Annotated in this window: 16 protein-coding genes; 9 read left to right on the top strand and 7 right to left on the bottom strand. The window is 42.0% G+C overall.

Going from position 1 to position 16,256, the window contains the following annotated elements; genetic code table 11:
• Nucleotides 1-10 precede the first annotated feature (10 nt).
• From VK664_RS09760 to VK664_RS09745, 4 genes are all read right to left on the bottom strand, one after another.
• Nucleotides 11-2,437, bottom strand: coding sequence for an ABC transporter permease (locus VK664_RS09760; RefSeq protein ID WP_461398461.1), 2,427 nt, complete (start codon nt 2,435-2,437; stop codon nt 11-13).
• 72 nt (nt 2,438-2,509) lie between these two features.
• Nucleotides 2,510-3,187: an ABC transporter ATP-binding protein gene (locus VK664_RS09755; RefSeq protein ID WP_461398460.1), complete on the bottom strand. Its 678-nt coding sequence runs from the start codon at nt 3,185-3,187 to the stop codon at nt 2,510-2,512.
• A gap of 112 nt (nt 3,188-3,299) precedes the next feature.
• A complete protein-coding gene (locus VK664_RS09750) occupies nt 3,300-3,509 on the bottom strand; it encodes a hypothetical protein (protein WP_461398459.1) in 210 nt (69 codons plus the stop codon).
• A 29-nt stretch (nt 3,510-3,538) separates the two neighbouring features.
• Nucleotides 3,539-4,795 (bottom strand): efflux RND transporter periplasmic adaptor subunit, encoded by a 1,257-nt coding sequence (locus tag VK664_RS09745; RefSeq protein ID WP_461398458.1) that lies wholly within the window; start codon nt 4,793-4,795, stop codon nt 3,539-3,541.
• A gap of 320 nt (nt 4,796-5,115) precedes the next feature.
• Here VK664_RS09745 and VK664_RS09740 point away from each other — a divergent pair, with 320 nt between their 5' ends.
• The 3 genes from VK664_RS09740 (at nt 5,116) to VK664_RS09730 (ending at nt 9,039) form a co-directional block, all read left to right on the top strand.
• Nucleotides 5,116-6,477 carry a sigma-54-dependent transcriptional regulator gene (locus VK664_RS09740; RefSeq protein ID WP_461398457.1) on the top strand — a complete coding sequence of 454 codons (1,362 nt, stop codon included), beginning with the start codon at nt 5,116-5,118 and terminating at the stop codon, nt 6,475-6,477.
• Between the two features lie 60 nt (nt 6,478-6,537).
• Nucleotides 6,538-7,896 carry a sensor histidine kinase gene (locus VK664_RS09735; protein ID WP_461398456.1) on the top strand — a complete coding sequence of 453 codons (1,359 nt, stop codon included), beginning with the start codon at nt 6,538-6,540 and terminating at the stop codon, nt 7,894-7,896.
• Nucleotides 7,897-8,799: 903 nt separating this feature from the next.
• A complete protein-coding gene (locus VK664_RS09730) occupies nt 8,800-9,039 on the top strand; it encodes a hypothetical protein (RefSeq protein WP_461398455.1) in 240 nt (79 codons plus the stop codon).
• Nucleotides 9,040-9,102: 63 nt separating this feature from the next.
• Here the strand turns inward: VK664_RS09730 and VK664_RS09725 are convergent, their stop codons facing one another.
• Together VK664_RS09725 and VK664_RS09720 are read right to left on the bottom strand one after the other, a co-directional pair.
• Nucleotides 9,103-9,621, bottom strand: coding sequence for a hypothetical protein (locus VK664_RS09725; RefSeq protein WP_461398454.1), 519 nt, complete (start codon nt 9,619-9,621; stop codon nt 9,103-9,105).
• A 64-nt stretch (nt 9,622-9,685) separates the two neighbouring features.
• Nucleotides 9,686-10,465, bottom strand: coding sequence for a (Fe-S)-binding protein (locus tag VK664_RS09720; RefSeq protein WP_461398453.1), 780 nt, complete (start codon nt 10,463-10,465; stop codon nt 9,686-9,688).
• Between the two features lie 104 nt (nt 10,466-10,569).
• Between VK664_RS09720 and VK664_RS09715 the strand changes: the two genes are divergently transcribed.
• From VK664_RS09715 to VK664_RS09690, 6 genes are all read left to right on the top strand, one after another.
• Nucleotides 10,570-11,109 carry a YceI family protein gene (locus VK664_RS09715; RefSeq protein WP_461398452.1) on the top strand — a complete coding sequence of 180 codons (540 nt, stop codon included), beginning with the start codon at nt 10,570-10,572 and terminating at the stop codon, nt 11,107-11,109.
• Nucleotides 11,110-11,213: 104 nt separating this feature from the next.
• Entirely contained in the window at nt 11,214-11,714 is a 501-nt protein-coding gene (locus tag VK664_RS09710; protein WP_461398451.1) for a DinB family protein, read from the top strand.
• Entirely contained in the window at nt 11,702-12,433 is a 732-nt protein-coding gene (locus tag VK664_RS09705) for an NRDE family protein (RefSeq protein WP_461398450.1), read from the top strand. Before VK664_RS09710 ends, VK664_RS09705 begins: the two co-directional genes overlap by 13 nt.
• Entirely contained in the window at nt 12,430-13,494 is a 1,065-nt protein-coding gene (locus VK664_RS09700) for an ATP-grasp domain-containing protein (RefSeq protein WP_461398449.1), read from the top strand. The genes VK664_RS09705 and VK664_RS09700 overlap by 4 nt, the downstream gene beginning before the upstream one ends.
• 11 nt (nt 13,495-13,505) lie before the next feature.
• Nucleotides 13,506-14,231: a LysE family translocator gene (locus VK664_RS09695; protein ID WP_461398448.1), complete on the top strand. Its 726-nt coding sequence runs from the start codon at nt 13,506-13,508 to the stop codon at nt 14,229-14,231.
• Nucleotides 14,232-14,250: 19 nt separating this feature from the next.
• Nucleotides 14,251-14,751 (top strand): DinB family protein, encoded by a 501-nt coding sequence (locus VK664_RS09690; RefSeq protein WP_461398447.1) that lies wholly within the window; start codon nt 14,251-14,253, stop codon nt 14,749-14,751.
• A gap of 86 nt (nt 14,752-14,837) precedes the next feature.
• Here the strand turns inward: VK664_RS09690 and VK664_RS09685 are convergent, their stop codons facing one another.
• Nucleotides 14,838-16,160 carry a 4Fe-4S dicluster domain-containing protein gene (locus tag VK664_RS09685; protein ID WP_461398446.1) on the bottom strand — a complete coding sequence of 441 codons (1,323 nt, stop codon included), beginning with the start codon at nt 16,158-16,160 and terminating at the stop codon, nt 14,838-14,840.
• Nucleotides 16,161-16,256 lie beyond the last annotated feature (96 nt).

The following is a 16,256-nucleotide window of genomic DNA, read 5'->3' as shown; positions in this document are numbered from 1 at the left end:
TAAATGTTTATTATTCGCTTCTGAGGCTCTTTACCGGATTAGATAAAGCTGCTTTTATTGCTTGCGTTGAAATGGTAACTATTGCAATCACGGCAGCTACAATACCGGCAAGCAGGAAAATCCACCATGCTATGGTAACACGATAAGCAAAATCCTGCAACCACGAATACATAGCAAACCAGGCTACCGGGAATGCAATAACAGCTGCAACAGCCACGAGTTTCAGGAAATCTTTAGACAACAATTGCACAATGCTGTTTACACTTGCTCCAAGCACTTTGCGTACACCTATTTCCTTCATTCGCTGTGTGATGGCAAATGCAGACAAACCAAATAAACCAAGACAGGCAATAAATATGGCGATGCCTGAAAACACTGCGAATATGCTTCCCTGTTTCAGCTCAGATTCATACAAACGCTGAAATCTTTCATCAAGGAAACTATACTGAAAGGGTACTTCAGGAAGAAATTTTTTATGTGTATTTTCCAGATGTGTGATGGCAGCTGGAATATTTTTTCCACTGATCCGGATCGAGATATCACCATATGCATTGCCGGTAGACCGGTCAGTAAACAGTACAAGTGGAACAATCTTCTGATGCATGGATTCAAAGTGGAAGTCTCCCATTATTCCTATAACGGGCCCCGCGTCTCCGCCATAACTCATGGTTTTGCCAACCAGGTCAGCCGGGTTTTGATAACCTAAATTTTTAGCCGCAGTTTCATTTAATATATAGGCACTGGTATCAGTACCAAAATCTTTCGAGAAATTTCTGCCCGCGACCATCTTTATTTTATATGCCGGAATAAACTGATCATCGGCCATCACGTATTTTAAATCTGTATTTGATGGAGCGCCCGAATCTCCCTTTATCATACCGGATCCCTGTGAATCAAGTAAACGGCCAGTTGGAACGCGTGAAGACCGGCCGGCCGCCTCAATTCCAGGGTGCTGTAACAATTGTTGCCTGAAACTTTCATAATTTTCGGTGATAGCATTGTTATAATCGATTGTTACGATATGCTGTCTTTCATATCCAAGATTTGTTTGTTGCATGAAATGCAATTGCTGGAATACAATTGCGGTACTTATTATAAGAATAATAGAAATGGAAAATTGCAATACGACCAGCACCTGGCGGAAAGAAACGTTGCCCGACCCAACCTTTAGAAACCCCTTCAATGTTTTTATTGGTTGAAACGAAGACATAAAAAAAGCAGGATATAAGCCTGATAATAAACCGACCAATACCGGTATAGTTAGTATTGGAATAAGAATATTCCAACTCAGCAGGGAACTAAAAGTCAATTCCAACCCAGATAATTTATTCATCAGTGGAAAACAGATCGTTGTTAAGCCAAAAGCAATTGTCAAAGCGATCAGGGTAATTAAGACCGATTCGGTGAGAAACTGTGTTATCAACTCTGCTTTAGTGGCACCTGTTACTTTTCTGATCCCGATTTCTCTCGCACGCAATACTGACCTTGCAGTTGCCAGGTTCATATAATTAATGCAGGCTATAAGTAAAATAAATAAGGCAATCGCGGAAAAAATATAAACTCTTTTGATGTCACCGTTTGGTTCGGCTTCATCATCCATATGTGAGAGCAGATGAATGTCCGTTAGCTTTTGAAGATTGATAGTTGTAAAGAGCGAAGGCTTGCCACCACCATATTGACCGGCCATATATTTGTCAAGAAAGGCGGGGAATTTTTTTTCAAGGCTTTCTGCCGGGTAGTTTTCCGGCAGCATGACATAAGTCATGAAAGAATTATTACCCCAGTTGGTTCTCAACTGTTCTTCACCATAAATATCCGGGTTCTTCAGGGTATTAAATGAAACCAAAACCCGCGGATGAAAATGGCTGTTCACCGGGAAAGCCTTGTAGACACCGGTAACCTTCAGATTGTATTGGTTGTATAGCCTGATTACCTGGTTCACCGGATCCTGGTTTCCAAAATACTTTTCAGCCACCTCCTCGGATAACATTAGGGTGCCGGGCTCATTCAATGCTGTCTTAGAATCACCTTTTATAACCTTGACATTGAAGAAGTCGAAAAAATTTTCGTCGGCTGCATATACCTGCCGCTCATTGAAATTTTTATCCCCGTACTTCATCGCGGGAGTGCCAATACCGAGTACCCGGGTCATTTTTTGGATGTCGGGGTAATCATTCACAAGCAAAGGGCCGAAAGGGGGAGCAACGCTGGCCAGTTGAAGCGATATTACTCCTTTATCAGAATGAAATTTTCTTGACACACGATAGATGTCCTTCGCCCTTGGATTAGAACGATCATAACTTACTTCGTTAAGGATATAACCTACAATCAGCAGGCAACAGGTAAATCCAATTGCCAGTCCCGATATATTTATAAATGAAATGAATTTGTACTTAAGCAGACTTCTGTAAGCAATCTTCAGATAATTATAAAGCATGGGAATGATATTAGGGCAAACCTTGTGGAAGTCCTTTACTTAGTAAGCCCGGTGAAAAAGAAATTCTTCAGATCAGACCATGATATTTTCTGTTACGGCCTGACCATCTAACATACGGATGATACGGTGGCTATAACGGGAGTCGTGCTCGCTGTGTGTCACCATGATAATGGTTGTGCCCTGTTCGTTAAGATCTGTGAGTAAAGTCATTACTTCATTACCGTTAGAGGAATCAAGGTTACCGGTCGGCTCATCCGCCAGGATAAGTTTTGGTTTATTTACCACAGCACGGGCAACAGCCACACGTTGTTGCTGACCACCTGAAAGCTGTTGTGGGTAGTGATTACGACGGTGCATGATCTGCATTTTATCGAGCACCTCTTCTACACGTTGTTTGCGCTCTGCACTTTTTACGCCGAGATAAATCAACGGAAGTTCAACATTTTCGTATACAGTGAGTTCATCAATCAGGTTGAAGCTCTGGAACACAAAGCCAATATTCCTCTTGCGCAGGTCGGCTCTTTTTCTTTCATTAAACTTGGCTACTTCAATGCCGTTGAAAAGAAAGCTACCACCATCAGGATCATCAAGCAATCCAACGATATTAAGAAGGGTTGACTTACCGCAACCTGAAGGGCCCATGACGGCCACGAATTCGCCTTCTTTCACTTCAAAAGTGAGTTTATTGAGGGCAACAGTTTCTACTTCCTCGGTACGGTAATATTTTTCTAGTGCTGTGATCTTGATCATTTTAGTTGATTTAGGTGATTTTACTTTCTATGAATAATCTGATTATACGTTTATATGCCCTTAGGTGTTACACTTTTTGAAATTAAACAGGTTGAAATTAAACAGTTCCAAATTATAGCTGGATACTTATCAATTCCAAAGGAAAAACCTCCAACCCATGGCTCATCTTCCTGACTGGCTTTGACACCGTTTCAGGATCGCAGGATTTCAACATCCCCGTTTTAAGAAAAGCAGCATCCGGCTTAGCACAAGTATTGGTGTAAGAAGGCAACACGCTGACACAGGTAACGAGTGCGAGGGTGAAAATGATTTTTTTTAGCATAAAACGCGTATTATAAAGTGATTGTGGAATTATTCTTTTTTAAGAATCAGTTCCTGCATAGTACCATAGTTTTCATAGCTGGATGTAACTACTTTATCGCCTGGTTTCAATCCTTCCATTACCTCATAGTATTCTGTGCTCTGGCGGTTCAGCTGTATGTCAACCCTATAAGCAGATTTGCCATCTTCACTTACCTTATAAATCCAGTTACCACCTGTTTGCTGGTAGAAGCCGCCTTTGGGTAACATGATCGCTTCGGTTTCATCACTCAATGCGAGAAGAATTTGAAGCGTTTGCCCGCGTCTTACCCCTTTTGGTATTTCCCCCAGGAACTCCATATCAACCTGGAACCGGCCATTGGTCACCTGCGTGTAAACCTTTTTAATTTCAAGCTCATAGTTTTTACCTGCGAATGTGAACTTACCGCGAAGTCCGGTTACTATATTGGAGAGATAATGTTCGTCTATATCCGCCCTCACCTTAAATCCGCTGAGTACATCAATTTGTCCCAGACGCTCACCCTTGTTTTTTGATTGTCCGATTTCGGCATCCAATGAGGTCAGCTGGCCATCAACCGGAGCACGCACTACCAGGTCACCAACTTTCTGCTGCATAAGCGCCAGCGCATTTTTCATACGATCGTAAGACTGCGCAGTCTGATTAAGTTGTTGCTTATTGGAAAGTGAATCCTTATTCAGGATCTGAACAGTTAGATCTTTTCTTAAAACCTGGTATTCGTAGAGATTCTTTGAGGAACTATACTCCTGCGATCCGATTGCTTTCTGGTCGTAAAGGTGCTTATTCAGCTTATAAACGCGTTCAGCTTCTTTTAATGCATTGTCTACATCGGCCATCTGGTTAAGCTTGGTAATGGTATTCTGCTCCGCGGCGTTTTTTTGAATCTGCATCTGCGTCAATACATTGAACACACTTGTTTCCTGGTTCGATAAAGTAAGTTCAAGGTCAGTATTAGACAGTTTCATGATCGGTTCGCCTTTTTTCATTACGGCACCATCGTCAACATATCTTTCCTCAACCCGTCCACCTTCAATAGCATCGAGATATATTGTTGTGATCGGGAGCACAATTCCATTTACGGGTATAGTAACCTGGAAGGGGCCTTTTTTAACCTCACTGATGGTGATTCTTTCTGTATCTACGTTAAGACGGCTTTTTCCGGAGGTGAAATAAACACTTGAAGCAATCAGGGCGATCAGGGCCACGATTCCGCCGATCGTTAATATACGTTTGGTAGTCCAGGTCTTTTTTGCAATTACTCTATCCACTTTATTAAACTTTAAATTAATTTTTTTAAAAAGTGACCGGCTTTTCCGATCAGGCCGGCCACTAAAACAATCACATAAGATTAAATCAACTGTACTATCATAAGAAACAATATGCCAGAAACAGAGTCTATTGAAATACAAGGGCTTAGGGTGGGTATCTCTACGAATCTGTTCGTTAGCGGTACATCCGGTGTACGGTTTTGATACAGTGACTGTGTGACAGAATAATTGCGTAAAAAATTAATTGCCATGGCGTTGTATTTATGGTATAATTGTAGATCTGAATGTTGCATCTATTGCAATAAATATTTTTCAACACTATGTCATTAAAAAATACAAGCGTCCTGGTGATCGATGACGACCCAGATGTTCTGACTGCTGTCCGCCTGCTTTTAAAAACTGAGGTAAAGGAAGTAGTGACCGAAAAGAACCCGGAAAATCTGAGATGGCTGCTATCGAAGCAGAAATTTGATCTCATTTTGCTCGATATGAACTTTAATAGTTCGATAAATACCGGCAATGAAGGCCTGTTCTGGCTCAAAAAAATTCATGGTGAATATCGTTCAGAAGCTGCGGTGATCATGATAACTGCCTATGGCGATATCGACCTGGCTGTAAGGTGCCTGAAGGAAGGTGCCGCGGATTTCGTTGTGAAACCGTGGCATAACGAAAAACTTATTGGCATTATAAAAGATGCTTTGAAAAGAAAAGGCGGCAAATTAAGTTCCCAGCCTTCATTCAGTTCCGATTCCATTATAGGAAAGGAACTGATGGGAGAGTCTGAAGTAATGGCTGAAATCTTTTATAAAATTGAAAAGATCGCTCCAACTGATGCAAACATCCTAATTCTTGGAGAAAATGGCACAGGTAAAGACATGATCGCAAAAGCGATACATCAGCAATCTCTTCGCGCTGCCAAACCTTTTGTAAAGGTGGATGTGGGTGCTTTGACTGAATCGTTGTTTGAATCCGAACTTTTCGGTCACAAGAAAGGTGCGTTTACAGATGCCCGTGAGGACCGCATGGGTCGTTTTGAGACAGCTGCCGGTGGTACACTTTTCCTTGATGAAATCGGGAATATCTCCCTGCATCAGCAGGCCAAGTTATTAAGTGTGCTTCAGAACCGGCAGGTTACCAGGCTGGGTACCAACGATGCAATACCAATCGACATCAGGCTGATCTGTGCTACAAACGTACCGCTCAGTGAACTTGCCAACGAAAACAAGTTTAGAAAAGACCTGATTTACCGGATCAATACGGTTGAGATCATGTTACCACCATTGCATAAAAGAGGGGAGGATATCATTTTGCTGGCAAAACATTTCAGCAAATTATATTCTAACAAATATCTTAAACCCGGGCTACAGTTTGATGAAAGAGCACTTGACAAGCTGATGCATTACCATTATCCCGGCAATATCAGGGAACTGCAGTACACGATTGAGCGTGCGGTAATTATGTCGGATGGAGATGTATTACAATCAAAGGACCTCATTTTCTCACCCATTGAATCACCGCGTGTTATTGAGTCGGAACCCACTGAATTCAAATTAAGTTCCATAGAGAAAAATACGATCATGAAAGTGATCGAAAAACACAATGGTAACATCAGTAAGGCCGCAAAGGAGCTGGGTCTGACCCGGACTGCTTTATACCGCCGTTTGAGCAAATATGATATCTGATCATTTGCTTAGCCAAAATATTATTCTTAAAGAACTTCAACCCAAAACTGAATTTTATACATGGCTTTAAAGAACTTCGAATGGCGCATACTCGTCAGGGTGCTCCTTTTACTGTTTACACTTACCATTGCTTCATATGTTATTGTAAAAGGTATGATGGGAAAGGGATTGTTTATTTACCTTACCATACTGCTGCCTGTTATTGCTTACCAGGTTGTGGAGTTCTACCGGTTTCAACGAAAGGCACATACAGAACTCGATCAATTTGTGGAATCCGTTCACTACCGTGACTTCTCCAGGTACTTCGATGTGAAACATGCACCGGTTGATCTGCAACCCTTACGGCAGGGGTTCAACGAAATTAATTCTACGTTTAAGGATATCAGTAAGGAAAGAGAAACACAATACCAATATCTTCAGAAGATTCTTGAACTGATTGATACAGGCATCCTGATGTACGCTGAAGACAATGGGGAAGTTGTGTGGATGAATGAATCTCTGAAGAAAATGATTCATCTTCCTTATCTTAAAACTATTCACTCGCTAACCAAAAGAGATGAAGATTTGTACAAACAAATCCTTGCACTTAAGCCAGGCGAATCAAAAATAGGTACAGCACATCTCGACCGGGCGGCCTTTAAGATCCTGCTGTCCTGCACCGCTTTTCAAACGGACGGAAGAATTTTTAAACTGATTGCCTTCCAGAATGTGAATGAGGCACTGGATGAAACGGAATCAAAAGCCTGGCAGAAACTGTTAAGCGTCATGACACATGAAATCATGAATTCAATTGCACCTATATCTTCACTGGCGGAAACGCTGAAACGAAGGCTGCAGCAATCTGTGAAATCTCTGAATAACGAGAGCGGAGCGCTTGATGATCTGGAATTAGGAATTACAACAATCCAGAGAAGGAGTGAGGGTCTTTTGAAATTTGCCGAAACATACCGGAACCTGAATAAGATTACCCAGCCTAACCTTAAGAAAATTTATGTCCGGGATCTTTTCGAGAATCTTCATCACCTGATGGAGCCCACCCTCGAACAAAAAGACATAGAAATGGAAATCATTCTAAAGGACCCGGATCTTATGCTGGAAGCTGATACAAACCTCATCGAACAAGTGCTGATCAATCTTGTTGTGAATGCCATTGAAGCGGTTAAGGAAACGGCAAACGGGAGGATCGTACTGTCAGGTTATATCGCTTCTACACGTAAAACTGTGATCAAGGTTTCAGATAACGGACTTGGAATGAGTGAAGAGGTAATGGATAAGATTTTCATCCCTTTCTTTAGTACTAAGAAAACCGGATCTGGTATAGGTTTGAGTTTATGCAAACAGATTATGATGTTGCATCATGGGAATATTAATGTGCAGTCTGTGGAAGGTGAGGGGACTGTTTTCATGCTATCTTTCTAAGCTCAATCTCCTTTTGTTTTTGATGATTTTATTATCTGTGATCTGTTGATTTTCGACGTTCATGGCGTTCACTCGGTTCTTCACTTCGCCGGATGGGCCTTTCGGTTGGTTTGATTTGCCACTGTGATTCCTGGTTAATACGTTTGTTCATGCCGTTCTCTGCTCTTGTCTCCGATCGGCTTTAGTTCCCTGATCGGCTTTGTTAACCCAGCTTCCAGCGCTGGCTGCTGTTGGGCCCTGATCGGATTCAGTAACTCCGGGCAGGAATCGAAGGTGGCAATCAAACCAACCTCAGGCCCATCCTGCACGTTCTAACCTCGATCACTTAAGGGAATATGCGACCAGCACAACTAAATTCAACATTCACTTATTGTAATTATCAGCATTGAAGTTTCCGCATTTCATTATCAGCATTGCAGTTATTACAATTGCAATGGCGCAATTGTAATAACTGCAATGCTGATCTGAATTAAGCTTCACTGTGTTACTATTGTCGAATTATACTTAAACAATTCAGATCAAGACATGCAGCTGTCGACCTTCAACTGTCGACATTTCTATTTTCTCTATTCTATCGCTTTGTTGGAACCAAACCGGCTACGATTTGGAAACAATCTGATCCCTGTTCATTACCAATGATACATGCAGAAAATAAGAACGGCTGATCATTGCATCGTCTCGTTAAGGAGTTATAAGGTGGCAACCCTTGCAGGTGCAGTTTTGCATTTTTGGTTGAATCTGAGTTCTTCAGACAAATGCAGATCGCAACTTAAACCCCTGGTTATACCATAATCAAATTAATGGATACTGTGAATGCTTTGATGATACAAGCAGTGTGTCCATAGATGAAACCAGCAATAGAGGAATAATAAGAAATGTTATGACTGGTCGCCTATCCCCCAAATGGATGAGAGAGTTGGGAGCGGGATGGTGCCTTTGAGCGGCCTTCGTACTCCCGTACGTACGGGAGAGTTACTGCATCCAGCACGTGCGGGACCAACTGCAACTACCACTGGAAGCATACCTAACAAAGCTGATCAGGGCACAAAAAGCCGACCGGAGACAATAGCAGCCAACGGCATAAAGAATCCCGCCAAATGCGGGACGGGACACAGACGCGAAAAGGCACCATCCTGCTCCTAACGGAGCGAAGGAATGAAACATAACTGTTGCGTAATAGTGCTGTTACCCTTGAAGAAACCCCGCCTAATTACTAACGGAAAGTTTGAGTTTTTTCGCAAGCCAACTGGATCGTACAGGAATAATCCAGCTATTGATCAATTCCGCCTTAGTCTGCACAAGATTATTGAAGTATAAAGTATCACCGGTAATAAAAGACTTTTCTACCGCATAATTCAATTGCGACATAGGAAGAAGCTGAACAGATTCTTTTACTACAAATGCCAGGGATTGTCTGTCAAACAAAGAGACTTTGAAAGTCTGTTCAATGTCTTTCATTAGTCTTACAGAACTATCGGTGCTGCATCCGCTGACACCAGTAGCAGACTCATCAGCCATCAGGATGATAAACTGTCCGAAAAACAGGTTTGCATAACCTTTTACCGGCGTACCGTGCGATTTCCAGTTGTTGGCAAAAGCTTCGAGAATTTCTTCCAGTTGAAGTGCTTCTCCAAGTGAAAACAAGCGGCTGCTTTGGTAAATCCATACCCGGGAATCAGGGGCAAAATCTTGTGGTAGTAGCGGCAGGTATTCAAGATTCATCATGGTGTGAAATTAAGCAATAAGTCTCAGTTTTGTGTTGGGTTTTGTGTTAAAAGCATCTCGCATTTTAAGCCATCGAAGAAGCAACAAGCTCTGCTATATCGAGAACCTGTACACTTTCTTCTTTTTCATTATTTTTTACACCATCAGTAAGCATTGTATTACAAAATGGACAAGCAGAAGCTATAACGGAGGCGCCAATATCAATAGCTTCTTTTGTGCGTTCAAAATTTACCCTTGTATCACCCTTTTCTTCTTCTTTAAACATTTGAGCACCACCAGCACCACAACATAGTCCTTTACTGCGGCATCTTTTCATTTCTAACAGCTCTCCATCGAGGGCCTCTAATACTTTTCGCGGCGCCTCATAAATATCATTTGCGCGCCCAAGATAACAACTGTCGTGGTAGGTTATTTTACGTCCCTTGAAAGTACCACCTTCTTTGATACGGATCTTTCCGCTGTCAAGCAGAGTCTGCAAAAATGTGGTATGATGAATAACTTCATAGCATCCTCCAAGAATGGGATATTCATTTTTAATGATATTAAAACAATGCGGGCAGGCCGTAACAATTTTTTTGATGCCATAATTGTTAAGTATCTGTATGTTCTGGTAAGCCATCATCTGGAACATAAACTCGTTGCCTGCTCGCCGGACCGGATCCCCTGTACAAAGCTCTTCTTTTCCCAGCACCGCATAGCTGATCCCTATTTTTTCCAGAATGGTAACAAAGGCCCGGGTGATCTTTTGCGCACGCTGATCAAAACTACCTGCACATCCCACCCAGAAAAGGACTTCCGGAGTTTTCCCCTCAGCAAATAATTCGGCCATTACTGGTACCTGCATCCTTTTTGTTTTTTTGTAAATCTAGTATAAATGGGGGGAAGATCGAAGTCGTCACTTTGGTATATTCGTTGATATCCCGGAACTTACAGCTCAAAGCTTTGATCATGCTCCGTCTATTACTCAGCTTCGTTTTGATGTTAGCATTGTTTAACGTTTATCCACAGGCGCAGACACCCGTGCCGGGTGAGTCGAAGGTCGGGTTCAAAATCCGAAACTTCGGTTTTGGAGTAACAGGTAAATTCAGCGGTCTTACAGGTAAGATTGTTTTTGATCCGGCCTCGGCCGCCAATGCTTCGGTTAATGTTTCGGTGGATGCAAATTCTGTAGATACAGATAACAATACGCGTGACAATCATCTCCGGAAAGAAGAGTATTTCGATGTCAAAAACTACCCACGTATACAATTCGTATCTAGCAGGATTACTAACGGTAAGAGAAACGGTGAATTCATCATAAATGGAAAACTTACCATCAAAAAAGTGACCCGCGATATTTCCTTTCCATTTACGGCTAAAGCATTAGCAAAAGGTTATCTGTTAAAAGGAGAATTTAATATTAACCGGCGTGATTTTGGAGTGGGAGGGGGTAGCACTATTTCTGATAACCTCCTGGTTAGCCTCGAAATAGTTACCAAAAAAAGTTAATATGGAAACGATTGGCACATATGTTGAAAAACAGTTTTCACATTTCGATTACAGGTAGACAGTTAATTAAAAAATAACATTATTTTGCACAATAAAATTTTAAAATGCAATTACAACAAGCTGTAAATAACGTGTTTGTACAGCTTGCAGAGACCTTAAATCAATTGTCTCAGCAAGAATATGCTAAGCCCTGCGGTACATTATTTAAAAATACAATCGGACAGCATGTTCGTCACATATTAGAATTATTTCAATGCCTGGAGAATGGTTACGACTCTGGTGTTGTGAACTATGAACAGAGAAAAAGAGATGCAGTTATTGAAAACAATAAGGAGTTTGCAACAGGTTTACTGACAGATGTCTATAAAAAGCTGGAGAAAGAAGATAAAGAACTTATCCTGGAAGCCATATATGACGACCTGAGCGACGAGCCGATCCGGATTCGTACAAACTTTTACCGTGAAATTGCCTATAATCTTGAACATACGATTCACCATATGGCGCTGATTCGCGTTGGCATTAACGAAGTTTCCAATATAAAGCTACCGGCAGATTTTGGTGTAGCTTCTTCCACCGTCAAGCACCGCAACAAATGTGCACAGTAACATTTATTCCATCAAAACAGCGCATCTTTCTTACTTCGAACCGTGACGAGAAGAATGTTCGGGCTTCTGCTGTTTACCCGGCAGTTTATGAATTTTCATCGGGAAAAATTATGTTTCCTAAAGACGCTGATGCCGGTGGCACCTGGATAGCGGTTCATCAAAATGGCAATGCAGTAGTTTTACTGAACGGTGGACTGGTTAAACATATACCGGCTCCGCCATATCGCAAAAGCCGCGGTCTGATTGTCCTGGACCTGGCTGACACCCATGAGCCATACCAGACATTTGCAAAGCTCGATCTGGATGAAATTGAACCTTTCACAGCCATTATCTGGGAACATGGCACCCTATATGAATGCCGTTGGGATGGTTCCGGAAAGCATACAAAAAGACCAGATCCTTCATTGCCTCATATCTGGTCGTCGGTTACTCTTTACACTCCAGAAGTGATCGCTAAACGCGAAAGCTGGTTTACCGGATGGATAAACAAAAATCCGTCGCCTGCGCAGGATGATATAATACGTTTTCACCAGTTTACTGGAGACGGTGATACTTATAATGATCTGCGTATGAACAGGGACGGCGAAACTTATACCGTCAGCATTACATCGCTAAACCTTGAAAGGACGAAGACCGTGGTCCGTTACCTTGATCTTAAAAACAACCAGTCAGCGACTGCTGAATTTGCAATACAGAAAAACCCGGTTAGTTTGAAATGATGAACCGCAGCAGCATTTTTCATCGCCCGTTTTTTATCAGGTTATTTAATTGGGAATACTGGAGTTTTAATACTGTTTATCTGCTGATTTATCCAATCTGGATTTACCTGTGTATCAGGGCAAGATCATTTTTTTTCTTTGCGGCTTCTAATCCTGCCATCCAGAATGGTGGTTTCCTGAATGAATCAAAGGAAGATATTTATGCTATTATGCCTGAATCACTTCACCCCAAAACCGTGTTTTTTAAGCTGCCGGTGCAGGCCGAACACGTGCTTAACGAGTTGAATAGCTGCGACCTCAGGTTTCCGCTCATAGGCAAACCAGACAGTGGTGGAAGAGGGAGGGGTGTGAAAAGATTAATGAATGAAGATGACGTGCACGCTTATGTTAAAAGCGCTATCATGAACTTTCATATCCAGGAATATGTGTCATATAAAAATGAGGTGGGCATTTTTTATTATCGTTATCCGGGTGAATCGAAGGGGAGAATTTCAGGAATCGTAAGGAAGAAATTTCTAACGGTTATGGGTGATGGAAAACATACTATCCGGGAATTGCTGGAAAACGATAAGCGTGGAATAATGTATGTTGATGCTATGAAAAGGATGCATGGAACTGCGCTTGAACAGGTGCTTCCTCCTGGTGAAGAAAAAGTTGTTTCTCCTTATGGCAATCATGCCCGTGGTTCATTATTTCTTGATGAAACACATCTGGCAGATGATCAACTTACTGAAAGTATTGACCGGATATGCAGGCAGGTCAAAGATTTTTATTATGGCCGGCTCGATATTCGTTTCAACACCTGGGAAGAATTGAGAAGGGGGGAAGCACTTAGCGTTATTGAAGTGAACGGTGCCGGGTCTGAACCCACGCATATGTACGATCCACGACATAGTATTTTCTTTGCCTGGAAGGAGATTATCCGGCACTGGTTTATATTGTGGCGGATAAGCCGGATGAATCACAAAGAAGGTCATCCATATCTCAGTCTCAAAGATGGTATTGCCATGTTCAGGGAAGACAAGGCGCATTCTCTTAAATTGGCTGAGATGCCTGAATAAAAGCGGGTATTATGAACACAACGAAAAAGCGGCCGGCGGGAATTGTACTAGGACGAATTGCTGTAACCGGCTTATTCATCAGTTTTCTCGGCACTTTGCCATTAGGTACGCTGAATGTAGCAGCCATGCAGATTTCAGTTACTGACGGGGTTGTACCAGCGATGTATTTTGTTCTGGGTGCCATGATCGTTGAAATAATATATGTTCGTGTTTCGCTGGTTGCCATGGAATGGGTAAGAAAACATGATAGATTGTTTACCTGGTTAGAATGGATAAGTCTTGCCATGATTGTGGCACTTGCCATTACCACCTTCCTGGCTGCATCAAATCCCAGGGGTTCAGGCAAGAACATAATTTTATCCAATACGATGCATCGATTCTGGCTTGGTATTTCAATGAGTGCTATTAACCCGGTACAAATTCCTTTCTGGTTTGGATGGAGCACTGTATTAGTCACAAAACAAGTCTTGTTACCACGTACCAGTCATTACAATTTTTATATCATTGGTATCGGAATCGGAACATTAATTGGGAACGCGATATTTATATTTGGCGGCCGCCTTATAGTTGATCGGTTAAATACCAACCAAAATGTGCTGAACTGGATAATCGGATCTGTATTTGCTTTAACCGCAGTGATCATGTTTATTAAAATGATCGGAAGAAAAAAACAGTCGCAAAAGATTGTTACGGAAAAATCCGAAAAAACCATCGAAGGAATCAACAGAATTCATTAGAAAGTTAAACCCATACATTATGACTGAAAAGGAAATGTTGATTGGCGAAATAAAAAGAGAAGCAGCAAATACTCGTAAGATGTTGGAACGACTCCAGGATGCTCATCTTCCCTGGAAGCCGCACGAAAAGTCCTATACCACCGCTAAGCTTGCACAGCATATTTCTAATATTCCAACCTGGATATCGCTTATCCTGAATTCCGAAGGGTTGGATCTGGCAAATCCGCTTCCAAGACTGGAACCCTTAACTAGTGCCGCTGAACTGCTTGCATTTTTTGATGAGCGCCTTGCAACCTGTCTCAGTTCCATTGAGCAGTCCCCGGATTCCGGCCTGGAAAAAACATGGGCATTAACCCAGGGAGAAACTATAATCATAAAGGCACCAAAGAAAATAGTGATGCGTTATTTGGTCTTGAATCATATTGTACATCACCGGGGACAGCTATCCCTTTATCTGCGTTTGCAGGATATCCCGGTTCCGGGCATGTACGGGCCAAGTGCCGACGAAAGGGACGTATAAAAATTGTATCAAAAAACGGGAGCTTGCTTTTAAATTTTTATCCTGGACACAAGCACAGCTTTTTAAGTTTTGTCCCGGAAACAGGCTCAGCTTTTTAAATCCTCTGTCCATCTATCGCGATCCTCCGGACTGAATTTCCAGGGGGCAAAGTTGTTTTCAACATTACCAAACATTGCGTTCCATTCCTGGGGTGCATTACTTTCTTCCATAACCAGGGAGCGTCGCATTTCAATTATTATTTCAAGAGGACTGATACTGACAGGGCATTCTTCAACGCAGGCAGAGCATGTGGTACAGGCTCTTAATTCCTCAGCGGTGATATAATCGTGCAGAAGCGTTTTGCCGTCATCTTTGAATTCCCCATTGACCCTGATATTTTCACCAACTTCGGTTATACGATCCCGTGTGTCCATCATGATCTTACGGGGTGATAACTTTTTGCCGGTGGTAGTTGCGGGGCAGGCGGCACTGCATCGGCCGCATTCAGTGCAGCTATAAGCATCGAGAAGATTCCTCCAACTCAGGTCAGTCGCATCTTTTGCACCAAATTTTTCAGGAGGTGTTGCATCGGCCGGAGCAAGCTCTGGATGCATGGCATATAAAACTTCATTCTGAATGGAAGGCATGTTTTTTATTATACCCTTGGGTAAAAGGCGCGTATAATACGCATTTGGAAAAGCCAGTAGAATATGAAGATGTTTTGAATATGGAAGATAATTCAGAAATGCAAAGATCCCGACAATATGCAACCACCAGGCAGTTCTTTCGATCCCCGCGAGTGTTGAACTATCGAGGTTTACAAACAAAGGATGCAACATCTGTGAAAAAATAAAGTTGCCTGTCGGGTATTCTGCATAGTGCCCATAACTTCTTTCCTGTAACAATGTATCGGTGCTATTCATGGTCAGAAACAGAGCCATCAATCCGATTTCGGTTATCAATATATAGTTTGCGTCTGATCTTGGCCAGCCATCAAGGTCATGACTGATGAACCGGCGCAACTTCAAAGCATTTCTTCTTATCAAAAATATAATACAAAAAAAAAGTACACCAAAAGCCAGCAGCTCAAATGCATTTATGAGCAATGGGTAAAGTCCGCCCAAAACCGGGGCAAACATCCGGTGAGTTCCGAAAATACCATCCAGCACTATCTCAAGCACTTCAATATTGATAATTATAAAGCCGGCATAAACTACCAGGTGCATAATAGCTACAAGCGGGTTGCGAAACATCTTTTTTTGCCCGAAAGCAATAAGAAACATGTTTTTCCATCTTTCCGGTTTATTGCCAGAATAATCTTCATCCCTGCCAAGCAATATATTTTTCCTTATCTGCATTGCATTTCGCGAGAACAGCCAGATAGCTATTGCTGACACTAGTACAAACAATATTTGTTGTAGATAATTCATATGCGGCCTATTGAGGTGTAATATAATAATTTCTTTGGTGGGCTTTAGCGGTCAAAAATTGCAGGATTTCAAAAATTACGGGAATTCAAAAAATAA

This window comes from Flavitalea sp. (genome assembly GCF_035489435.1).
Taxonomy (GTDB): domain Bacteria; phylum Bacteroidota; class Bacteroidia; order Chitinophagales; family Chitinophagaceae; genus DATHKG01.
Note: the sequence above shows the minus strand (reverse complement) of the source record. Positions and strands in the feature narration are given on the sequence as shown.

Excerpts from the sequence above, each read along its gene's own strand:
- VK664_RS09760 (WP_461398461.1), bottom strand. The coding sequence starts at position 2,437 with ATGCTTTATAATTATCTGAAGATTGCTTACAGAAGTCTGCTTAAGTAC.
- VK664_RS09755 (WP_461398460.1), bottom strand. The coding sequence starts at position 3,187 with ATGATCAAGATCACAGCACTAGAAAAATATTACCGTACCGAGGAAGTA.
- VK664_RS09750 (WP_461398459.1), bottom strand. The coding sequence starts at position 3,509 with ATGCTAAAAAAAATCATTTTCACCCTCGCACTCGTTACCTGTGTCAGC.
- VK664_RS09740 (WP_461398457.1), top strand. The coding sequence starts at position 5,116 with ATGTCATTAAAAAATACAAGCGTCCTGGTGATCGATGACGACCCAGAT.
- VK664_RS09735 (WP_461398456.1), top strand. The coding sequence starts at position 6,538 with ATGGCTTTAAAGAACTTCGAATGGCGCATACTCGTCAGGGTGCTCCTT.
- VK664_RS09730 (WP_461398455.1), top strand. The coding sequence starts at position 8,800 with ATGGATGAGAGAGTTGGGAGCGGGATGGTGCCTTTGAGCGGCCTTCGT.
- VK664_RS09725 (WP_461398454.1), bottom strand. The coding sequence starts at position 9,621 with ATGATGAATCTTGAATACCTGCCGCTACTACCACAAGATTTTGCCCCT.
- VK664_RS09720 (WP_461398453.1), bottom strand. The coding sequence starts at position 10,465 with ATGCAGGTACCAGTAATGGCCGAATTATTTGCTGAGGGGAAAACTCCG.
- VK664_RS09715 (WP_461398452.1), top strand. The coding sequence starts at position 10,570 with ATGCTCCGTCTATTACTCAGCTTCGTTTTGATGTTAGCATTGTTTAAC.
- VK664_RS09710 (WP_461398451.1), top strand. The coding sequence starts at position 11,214 with ATGCAATTACAACAAGCTGTAAATAACGTGTTTGTACAGCTTGCAGAG.
- VK664_RS09705 (WP_461398450.1), top strand. The coding sequence starts at position 11,702 with ATGTGCACAGTAACATTTATTCCATCAAAACAGCGCATCTTTCTTACT.
- VK664_RS09700 (WP_461398449.1), top strand. The coding sequence starts at position 12,430 with ATGATGAACCGCAGCAGCATTTTTCATCGCCCGTTTTTTATCAGGTTA.
- VK664_RS09695 (WP_461398448.1), top strand. The coding sequence starts at position 13,506 with ATGAACACAACGAAAAAGCGGCCGGCGGGAATTGTACTAGGACGAATT.
- VK664_RS09690 (WP_461398447.1), top strand. The coding sequence starts at position 14,251 with ATGACTGAAAAGGAAATGTTGATTGGCGAAATAAAAAGAGAAGCAGCA.
- VK664_RS09685 (WP_461398446.1), bottom strand. The coding sequence starts at position 16,160 with ATGAATTATCTACAACAAATATTGTTTGTACTAGTGTCAGCAATAGCT.